Below are 9,509 nucleotides of genomic sequence, written 5' to 3' on the forward strand. Positions count from 1 at the left end.
TTTGGTGAGGCATTTTCCGTGATCGGAACCGGCGAGTCTGCGCGGCGTGTGTGACTGTTGTGGCTAGCGTGACTACAGCAGTGGATCGGGGGAGGTGACGGGAGATGCCCAGTTCGGTGATCATCGTCGCGCTCGCAGCGGCATGGCTCGTCGTTCTCGTGCCCATGGTCGCCCGCAAGCGCCAGCAGGTCGCACGGACGACGGACTCGGCCATGGCGGCGCGGGTCGTGCGGAGCGGGAGCACACGCCAAGAGGGACCGGAGGAGTTCGCCATGGCGGAGAACACGGAACCGTCGGTAGAAGACGATCTGGCCGAGCTCGAGGCGGAACTCGACGCCGACCTCGAAGACGAGGAACCGGAAGCCGAACCGCTTCCCCAGCCCTCGCGCGGGTCCCACACCGAAAGAGAACGCCAAGGCGCCGGTTACCGGCCTGGCCGAGGCGGTTTCGACCCCGAGGCCGCGGACATCGCCGCGCGCGCCAAATACGCGTTCCGGCAGCGGATCGTCATCGCACTCCTGGTCCTGGTGGTCACCACCGCCGCCGTCGCCGGCTTCCTGACCCCCACGGTCTGGTGGGCCAACGGTGTCGTCGACGCCGTCCTCATCGGCTACCTCATCTACCTGCGCCGCCAGGTCCGCATCGAGAACGAGATCCGGCAGCGCCGCCAGGCCCGCTTCAACAACACCCGCGCCCCGCGCCGCACGATCGCCGACGACGAAAGCCCCGAAGCCCACGAGGACATCGAGGTCGTCGCCGCCGAGCGCCCGGAAGTCGTGGAGCGCAAACCTTCCCCGATGTCCCGCATCCGGCGCCAAGCCGTCGTCGTCGACCTCGACGACGAGGATCCGGCCTTCCACGAGCTCGACGAGCCAGGGACCAGGCCTTTCCGCCGGGCCGCCGGAGAGTGACCCCCCGCGTTCGGGGCTCTGTGAGCCACTGATAAGCTCATGGAGCCCTGAATGAGGGGCAAGTTTCACTAGGGGCTGTAGCGCAGTTGGTAGCGCGTCTCGTTCGCATCGAGAAGGTCAGGGGTTCGATTCCCCTCAGCTCCACAGTTCAAAAATCTCCGACCCGGTGCTGCGGGTCGGAGATTTTTTAGGTTTCGAGGTCGTCCAGTCTACGACTGCATGATGGTCGGCGAACTGCTCATCGCCACCTAGGCCTGTTGGCCGATCGCCGCAGTCCGGAGATGACAACCCGGCCTTCCGCACGCGCGACAAACAACAATGCCCAAGCAGAATGGCTGCGGCACGCGAAGAAGATACCCACCAGGCAATCAGCTGCCAGCTGGAGTGAAGTCTTGCGGTGGGTATCCTGGCGTTCGAATCGTGCTCAGCCTTTGCTTCCGCGCGGGCGCGCTGGTTGCTTCGCCCGTTTACCAGAGTGCCGAGCGGCAGCGGGTTTGGTCGAGTCCCCAGCAGTCCCCTTGACGTGATCCACGATCGTTCGCCCCACGGCTTCAGCGAGCCGAGGTGGTACGGCATTGCCGATCAGCCGACCAAGCGGAGCGAGTTGGACCGGCTGGTCCGGGGCCACGAACTCGTAATCCGGCGGGAAGCTCTGGAGGTTGGCTGCCTCTCGCAAGGTGAGAGCCCGATCTTGTTCGGGGTGGCCGAACCGTCCCGTCCCGAAGTTGTACGCCATGGTGGTGATCGTGGGCGACGGCTCGTCCCACCCCATGCGCGCATAGACATTGCGGAAGGTCGCCCCAGAGTCCTTCCGGTGGCATGCGGATCGCAGTTCTTCCGGCCAATCTTCCCAGGTCCCCCCAGGCTTGGACCGCTTGATCCGCTCCAAGTTGGTCGCACTCAGGCTGCGGCTCTTGTGAAGGCGATCTTGAGGATCTGCTTCTCCGTGTGCTACAGGCGGGAGGGCAGAGATGGCCTGACGCACCGTGGGGTACTTCTCGGGCGCGAAGGCGCCCTTCGGCACGGTGATCTCACCCAATCGCGAACCGAGGAGGACCATCCGCCTGCGGTGCTGAGGCACGCCGTGCGCCGGACCGTAGCAAGACTGAGCATCGACGTGATAGCCGAGCTTCTCGAGACCAGTGACAAAGTTCCTGAACACCGAGGCACTGCCAATGCGGGTGACGTTTTCCATCGTGACCACCTCTGGCAGTGTTCCCTCGATGAGCCGGAGCATCTCGTCGACGAGCGGCCAGGCGGGTTCCTTTGACGTATCGACACCTCGCCGGTACGACGAAAACGGCTGACAGGGAGCGCAGCCAGCCAGAACACGGACGCGAGCACGGGCATGCCACATCGTTGCGAGATCAGCAGCCTCGACTTTGCGGATGTCCTGCTGATGGAATGGCGCTCCAATGTTGGTGCGGAACGGGTACGCGCAGGCTGGATCGATGTCGACCCCGGCGGCGATCTGGACGCCAGCCTCGCGTAGGCCGTACGAGAGGCCGCCCACACCGCAAAAGAGATCGACAGCAGAGATGATCGAGGGTCGAGCGGTCACGTTGGGACTGTAGTCGATCTAAGGCTGCGGAGGGCGACCGGACACGAGGTCAGGCCCAACAAATCCGACGGTGACCGCAACTCGGTCGGTTGGCTTGCGGACCTGCAGCGGCGATCGTATCGATGAGCCTTGCACGGAGTGTCGATCTTTATAACGATTAGTGACGACCTCACGTGCGGGTCTAACGTTGAGGAGTCTCGCCTCGACGTCAATCGGTAACCGAGGGAGGAGTTGGACATGGCGACGCCCGCATGCCCCACGCCGGGTACCGACAGTCTTGCCGACGAGCTGCGGTCGATCTCAGAGAGCTATGGTGGACGTCCGGGACGGCACGCCATTTGGGAGTTCACCAAGCGCCATCACCTGAGCCACCGCGACGTCGATCGCTTGTTGGCTGCTTGGGATCAAGACGAGCCGAGCTCGACCGGTGAAAGCGCTACCAACGTGCCGGTTCAAGAACCGAGCCGAAAGCCGGCCGAGCTCGAAGAGGAAGCCGCGGGCGTCGATCTCGCCTGGATGTTCGGGGGCGCCCCAGAGCCGACCGTCTTGCGGAGTGCCGAAGACGTGGTGGGGCGAACGTTCGACGATCTCCTCGGGGACTGGCTACGAAAAGGCGAGCAGCTCACCCAGGCCGAAATCGCGCTGCTCGTCAGTAAACGAGAGCTCAGCCCCCGCCAACATCATGACCTATCGGAACGGCTGGCCGAGGCTGGGGTTGTGCCCGACGAGTCCGCGCCGCTCCAGCAGCAGAGCGGCGTGAGCCTGGGGCATCAGCAGGATGCGGTCGGCCAGTACTTGAAAACGGTGGCCCGCTACCCCTTGATCGATGGTCAGCGAGAGATTGAATTATGGTCGCTGATCTCGCAAGGTATCTCGGCCCGAGACGAATTGAACCTGTCCACGGGTGATACGTTGGAAGTGTCTCTGCGCCGGAGCCTGCAGATGCAGATCGAGCGCGGACTACGTGCTCATGCTCAATTGGTGTGCGCCAATCTGCGACTAGTGGTGTCCATTGCCAAGCTCCGGCATTACGAGGCATCTGGCGTGGAGTTCCTGGACCGCATCCAGGATGGCAACTGCGGGCTGATCCGGGCAGCCGAGAAGTTCGACGGGTCGAAGGGATTCAAGTTTTCGACGTACGCCACGTGGTGGATCAGGCAGGGGATCGAGCGTGGCATCGGCGATCGCGGCAGGTTGATCCGCATCCCGGTTCACGTACACGAGAAGGTTCAGAAAGTGCGGAAAGCGATGCGTGACCTGACCGGGCAGTTTGGCAGGAAGCCCACGTGGGTCGAGATCGCCGGCAAAGCCCACTTGGAACCAGGAGACGTCCAGGCATTGCTGGACCTGGACAGGCCAGTGATCAGCCTCGATGGACTATTGGGGGACGACGGTGATCTTCGCTTGTCCGACGTATTGGCCTCCGAGGAAGACCGTGATGGTCGTACCGATCCAGCACAGATCGCTGTCCATGCACAAATGAGAGAGCATTTGACTCGAACACTTCGTTCCAGTCTGTCGATGCGGGAAGCCCAGGTCCTGGAACGCAGGTACGGCATCGGTACAGGCAACGAGGAGACGCTCGAAGCCATCGGCGCGTCGTTGGGTGTGACACGCGAGCGCATCCGTCAGCTGGAAAAGCGTTCGTTGACCAAGTTACGCGAGAGTAACTGTACGACGTCTTTGCGGTCGTACATCATGGATGACTTGAAGTTCGGCTGAGCCGGCGTCGCACTGGAGGGATCGAAGCAAGTGAACGGCAGCAACCAGTCGGAGCAAGCATGTCAGGCGTTCGTCGACTGGCTCGACCGCCGGGTCGTCGCAGCAGGACGAGGTGATGGCCTGGACCGGCTGGAGGTAGCCCCGTCGGGAACCTTCTGGCTGGGTCGGCTGGCCTGCGAGGAAGAGGTCCAGAAGGCTGCTGGCGACGAACGGTCCGAAAGGCTGGACCCTTGTGCCATCGGCATTCGGTTGCGGCCATCAAGCCCTCCGTCATGGTCGATGTCCGTGATCGTACGCGCGAGGGGCTGGGTGAAGGATTCCAAAGACGGGCCTGATCCGGACAAGCGCTGGTGGCGTACGGGCCTCGTCGAGGAAAAGGTGCCCGTTTCGGTCGGCGGCAACGGCGGGTCGTTCGGCTCCGCGCAACTGGCTGCGGCGTTCGCTGCTGTCGGCGCTCCCGGTCTGACCGCCGAGGTACGTGTGGAGGTGGAGGACTGGCACCAGCAGACCGAGCTGGTGGTTCAGTTGGTCAACACCAGCCCGCAGAAGGGTGTCACAGATTCGCATCTGTACGAGACCGAGCTCGAAATCTCGGGTCTCGCTACGGTGCCGTTTCAATTGGAGTCTCTGCCCGACAGTTTCCGCTACGACCGTGCGGTGCCAGCGTACGGAGTCAACGTCGGAGTTGACGAGGTGGCGCCAGGAGTCTTTCGCAGCACGGACACCGTCAGCGTGCAAACCCGCAGACCCGACTACTGGGATCGCACCTATCCAAAACCGGACCTGAAATTCTCGGTCCTGGCCCATGACCCATTGCCACAGTTGGCGAAGCTGGTGGATGCGCTGGCCCAGTACGACGACACACACTGGGCACCTGCCGCGCTGGACGTCCGGCACGATGCCGAGGGCTGGACGGACGCCATGCGCGCAGAGGCAGATGCGTCGGCGCAAGCGGTGTTCGCCGAGCTGGACAGGCTACGTACCGGTTTGGCTTTGTTGGAGTCCACGCCCGCACTGTTGCGGGCGTTCCAGTTGATGAACGAGGCGATCGGGGACAGCACCAGGGACAAGTACCCCGACTGGAGGCCGTTCCAGATCGGCTTCCTGCTGTCGTCAGTTCGGTTCTTGGTCGAACCGGCTGAAGAAGCCGCCTATGTCGACACCGTCTGGTTCGCCACTGGTGGCGGCAAGACCGAAACCTACCTCGGATTGTTGCTGACCGCGGCGTTCTACGACCGACTTACCGGAAAGACCGTAGGCGTGACCGCCTGGTCCCGTTTCCCCTTGCGCCTGCTCAGTTTGCAGCAAACCCAGCGGTTTGCCGACGCACTGGCCTCCGCTGAAATCGTGCGTCAGGATCACAAGGTCGGCGGGGCACCTTTCAGCCTCGGATTTCTCGTCGGCCAGGCAGGCACTCCCAACAAGATCGTGCCAACGGCGACAGCGAAGGACGATGAAGTCACTCCGGAAAGCCCAGGAGTGCCGGACAAGTACCAGGTGCTGTTGCGCTGTCCATTCTGCCGGGACGAGAACCTGGACATGCGCTTCAACAGGCAGCGTTGGATGCTCGAACACTGTTGCAAGAACGAGAACTGTCGTTACGCGAACCGTGCGCTTCCGGTGTACGTGGTGGACCAAGAGGTGTACCGGTTCCTGCCGACGGTGGTGGTCGGCACTTTGGACAAGGCGGCGTCAATCAGTTTGCAGCAGGCCATGCGGGGGTTGGTCGGTCCACCGCGCGGGTCGTGTTCGGAGGCGTGGCATGGGTTCACCTATGCGGATCGCGCGAGGACACCAAACGGTTGCTTGGTACCGAACTGCCAGGGCAGTTTGATGGGCTTGCCAATAGACGAGACACGGTTCGCGCCGACGCTACGGCTCCAGGACGAGTTGCACCTGCTACGGGACAGCCTCGGCGCCGTCGACGCGCATTACGAGAGCCTGCTCGATCATCTGCAGCACGAAACGAGCGGGAGCCGCGCCAAGATCGTGGCCAGCAGCGCGACGCTGACAGGCTACGAACGACAGGTCGATGTGCTTTACCAGCGCGAAGGTCGGGTGTTCCCACAACCCGGCCCACGCGCAGGCGAGTCGTTTTGGACGGTGCCGACCGCTCAACCGTTGCGGCGGTTCGTCGCCGTCGCTCCCCGAGGCGTAACTCTCGAACACGTCAGCGACCGCACCCTGGACACGTTGCAACGCTGTATCAGGGAGTTGATCGACGACCCGGCGAGGGTTTGCGCGGAAGCGGGCGTCGATCCCAAGGACGCCGAGATGCTGGTCAGCCAGTACGGCACCAACGTCGTGTACGGCTCCACGCTTTACGACGTGGAGGCCGCAGGGCGGAGTTTGGGCAGCAACAACACCGTCGAAGGGATCAACGTCGAACAGCTCACAGGCCAGACCGAGTTCGACGAGGTCCGGGCCATTCTGGAACGACTGGAGAAGCCCGAGAAGGATTTCACCGATCGGGTGCACGTGGTCGCAGCCAGTTCGATGCTCTCGCATGGCGTGGACGTCGAACGACTCAACACGATGGTGATGCTCGGCCTGCCGTTGACCACCGCGGAGTTCATCCAGACGACCGCGCGGGTCGGCCGTTCGCAGCCGGGACTGGTGTACGTGCTGCACAAGATCGGCCGGGAACGCGATGCACAGACGTTCCGTCACTTTGGCCCGTACGTCCGCCAAGGTGACCGGTTCGTCGATCCGATCCCGATCACCAGGCGCAGCCGGCGCGTCCTCGACCTCACGATCGCGGGTGCGGTGGCCGCCCGCACGTTGATGCTTCGCGAACCGGCGAGCAAGCAGCGGTTGAGCACGCCGGAGAAGTTGCGTGTCTACCTGAACGCCCTCGGCCTGACACCGCAGGAGGAGGCGGACGCAGTCGCGGCAGTGTTCGGCCTCGACGGCGCCGAGGACTCGCTGCATCAGCAGCAGATCCTCGACTGGCTGAAGGACTGGTTTGCCGACCTCGAAGACCCGACCTTGAAGACGAACTTCATGAGCGAAATCGGACCGACCCCGCCTATGAGGAGCCTGCGGGACGTCGAAGCGACCGCCCCCATTCACGATTGAGCTTGGAACGACATGACGATTTTGGGAAGTCGAAGCGGCAGCCAGATCTTGCGGACGTTTCTGCCCGAGCAGACCGTCGATCTTCGCGGCGACATCTACCGGGTCACCGAATGGTCGGCCCCCATGCCGATCGAGGTGGACACCGAACGGGTGCGGTGGAGTTTGCGTCGCGAGATCGCTGCGTGGACGGCAAACGGCAAAGACAGCGGAGTCGGGGCGGAACTGCCTGGGGCATCGGTCGAGGTCGTCGAGTTGGACGAGCGGCGCGGTGTGACCGTCGAACGGTATCCGGAGATATGGTTGTGCCGCGCCTGCAAACGCATCGGCAAATCCTTGAACAGGAAGTGTAAATGTGGCCAGCACCGTTGGGGACAGCTGCATTTCGTTGGCATTCATGACTGCGGCCGAACCGAAGTGCCGTATATCCGCCGCTGTGCCGTACACGACGACGTAAAGGTCGTCATTCCGAAAAGCGCCAAGGCCGCGGACATCGCGTTCGTGTGCCCGGAATGCCAGACGACAACGATGAACGGGCTCGGTTTCAACCGGAAATGTCCGTGTGGCGACGGCGCGTTCCGCTGGAACGTGCACAAAGCACGCACCGTCTACACACCAAGAAGCATGGTACTGATCAACCCGCCGCGCCCAGAACATCGGGAGAACCTCAAATTGGCCGGAGGCGCCCGGAAGGCGCTGGCGTGGATAGTTGACGGTCTCAACGCAGAGCGACCAGCGGACGTCGTTGCGAAGCAAACCAAGGACGAGTTTCTAGCCAAACTCGTCAAAGACGGCATGGACGAGACGTTCGCAAAGAACATGGCGGACATGGCCGAGCAAGGCGGACAATTGGCCAAGCCCGGCGAGCATCCAGTTGATTCCTTGTCCGAAGCGCGCAGGGAGGAGGCTGAACGCGCGGCAGTCGATATCGCCATGGCGCTGGCCGAAATCAGGCAGCCGACCACTGCGTTGCGCGGCTCGACGCAGGGCGACCAACTCGATCGGCGCTATCGCACAGCGTACCCGGCAGCCCTGACGCGTGCGGGCATCGACGGACTGGATTTGGTCGACAAGTTCCCGGTCCTCACTGCCATGTACGGGTTTACCAGAGGGGACGACAACCCAGCGAAATGCACTCTGGTGCCGTTCCGTCGACGCGGAGGCGGCTACCGACTCTATGGCAGCATGGCCGAGACGGAGGCCTACCTGGTTCGCTTGGACCCCGTCCGGGTCGCCAACTGGCTGACCGGACACGGCCACACGCTGACAGGGTGGTCTGCGGGCAACACCGACCCGGTAGAGGCCAGGGTGGCAATCCTGGAATCAGTCACACCGCCGGACAAGACGGCCCCCCAGTCCGACAACTCGCCGGGTGCGGACCTGCTGCGGTTGATTCACACCTATGCGCACCGGTTCATCCGGCAGACCGCAGCGTTTTCCGGGATCGAACGGGACGCGTTGAGCGAGTACCTGGTCCCCGGTCACCTGGCGTTCTTCGTGTACGCGGGAGCTCGTGGTGACTTCGTGCTCGGCGGTTTGCAGGCGGTGTTCGAGTCCAATTTGGACGATTTGCTGAAGGCTTTCGTGGACGCCGAGCACCGATGCCCGTTGGACCCGGGGTGCAGCCGCGGCAGCGGAGCGTGCAGCGCCTGCGTGCACCTTGGCGAGCCGTCGTGCAGGTTCTTCAACCGGTTCCTGAACCGGGACGCGCTGTTCGGTCCTGGTGGCTATTTGCGGATCGGCTCATGACCCTGCGCCGCCACTCGGTTTCGACCCGATCGGCGGCCCGCTCGGTCGGCTCGTGTTCCCACACGTGCATCACGTGCCAGCCAAGTTCGGCGAGGGCGGCGTCCTTGGCCCGGTCGCGGTCGACGTTGCGGTCGAGTTTGGCCCGCCACCAGTCTCGGTTGTTACGTGGCAACGTGCCGTGCTCGGGACAGCGGTGCCAGAAGCAGCCGTCCACGAACACAGCGACCTTCACTCTCGTGAGCACGATGTCCGGACGACCAGGAAGGCCGGGATGGTTCACCCGGAACCGCAGGCCCCGGCGGTGGAGCTCGCGGCGCAACACGACCTCCGGTTTCGTGCTCGAGCGGGGCTGGCGACGCAGCCGCGCAGAGGTCGCGGCGTCCAGCGGCGTCGGCGAGTGATCCATGACACCAGACCCTAACTTCTCGGTCGGTAACGAACCCGCCGCGATGTCGACCATTCTTGTCAGTGACGTAACCAAGACCGAGAGG

6 protein-coding genes and 1 tRNA gene are annotated in these 9,509 nt (G+C 63.4%); 5 read left to right on the forward strand and 2 right to left on the reverse strand.

Annotated features, from left to right (window positions below):
- Window positions 1–104 precede the first annotated feature (104 nt).
- Window positions 105–911, forward strand: a complete 807-nt coding sequence (sepX, locus tag AMYAL_RS0112250; protein ID WP_020631597.1) for a divisome protein SepX/GlpR — start codon at window positions 105–107, stop codon at window positions 909–911.
- Window positions 912–982: 71 nt separating this feature from the next.
- Window positions 983–1,055: transfer RNA gene (locus tag AMYAL_RS0112255), tRNA-Ala, on the forward strand.
- Between the two features lie 280 nt (window positions 1,056–1,335).
- Here the strand turns inward: AMYAL_RS0112255 and AMYAL_RS0112260 are convergent.
- Window positions 1,336–2,472 carry a DNA cytosine methyltransferase gene (locus tag AMYAL_RS0112260; protein WP_051137523.1) on the reverse strand — a complete coding sequence of 379 codons (1,137 nt, stop codon included), beginning with the start codon at window positions 2,470–2,472 and terminating at the stop codon, window positions 1,336–1,338.
- 237 nt (window positions 2,473–2,709) lie between these two features.
- Between AMYAL_RS0112260 and AMYAL_RS0112265 the strand changes: the two genes are divergently transcribed.
- The 3 genes from AMYAL_RS0112265 to AMYAL_RS0112275 are packed head-to-tail and all read left to right on the forward strand — an operon-like array spanning window position 2,710 to window position 9,018.
- A complete protein-coding gene (locus AMYAL_RS0112265) occupies window positions 2,710–4,194 on the forward strand; it encodes a sigma-70 family RNA polymerase sigma factor (protein ID WP_020631599.1) in 1,485 nt (494 codons plus the stop codon).
- A 30-nt stretch (window positions 4,195–4,224) separates the two neighbouring features.
- On the forward strand, window positions 4,225–7,272 hold the full coding sequence (locus tag AMYAL_RS0112270) for a helicase-related protein (protein ID WP_026467000.1): 3,048 nt from the start codon (window positions 4,225–4,227) through the stop codon (window positions 7,270–7,272).
- Window positions 7,273–7,284: 12 nt separating this feature from the next.
- On the forward strand, window positions 7,285–9,018 hold the full coding sequence (locus AMYAL_RS0112275; protein ID WP_020631601.1) for a hypothetical protein: 1,734 nt from the start codon (window positions 7,285–7,287) through the stop codon (window positions 9,016–9,018).
- Here the strand turns inward: AMYAL_RS0112275 and AMYAL_RS48385 are convergent.
- Window positions 8,954–9,478, reverse strand: a complete 525-nt coding sequence (locus tag AMYAL_RS48385; protein WP_245192895.1) for a very short patch repair endonuclease — start codon at window positions 9,476–9,478, stop codon at window positions 8,954–8,956. The two genes, AMYAL_RS0112275 and AMYAL_RS48385, sit on opposite strands and share 65 nt — an antisense overlap.
- Window positions 9,479–9,509: the final 31 nt, after the last annotated feature.

The sequence above is a fragment of the Amycolatopsis alba DSM 44262 genome, assembly GCF_000384215.1.
Lineage (GTDB): Bacteria > Actinomycetota > Actinomycetes > Mycobacteriales > Pseudonocardiaceae > Amycolatopsis > Amycolatopsis alba.

Excerpts from the sequence above, each read along its gene's own strand:
- AMYAL_RS0112265 (WP_020631599.1), top strand. The coding sequence starts at position 2,710 with ATGGCGACGCCCGCATGCCCCACGCCGGGTACCGACAGTCTTGCCGAC.
- AMYAL_RS48385 (WP_245192895.1), bottom strand. The coding sequence starts at position 9,478 with ATGGTCGACATCGCGGCGGGTTCGTTACCGACCGAGAAGTTAGGGTCT.
- sepX (WP_020631597.1), top strand. The coding sequence starts at position 105 with ATGCCCAGTTCGGTGATCATCGTCGCGCTCGCAGCGGCATGGCTCGTC.
- AMYAL_RS0112275 (WP_020631601.1), top strand. The coding sequence starts at position 7,285 with ATGACGATTTTGGGAAGTCGAAGCGGCAGCCAGATCTTGCGGACGTTT.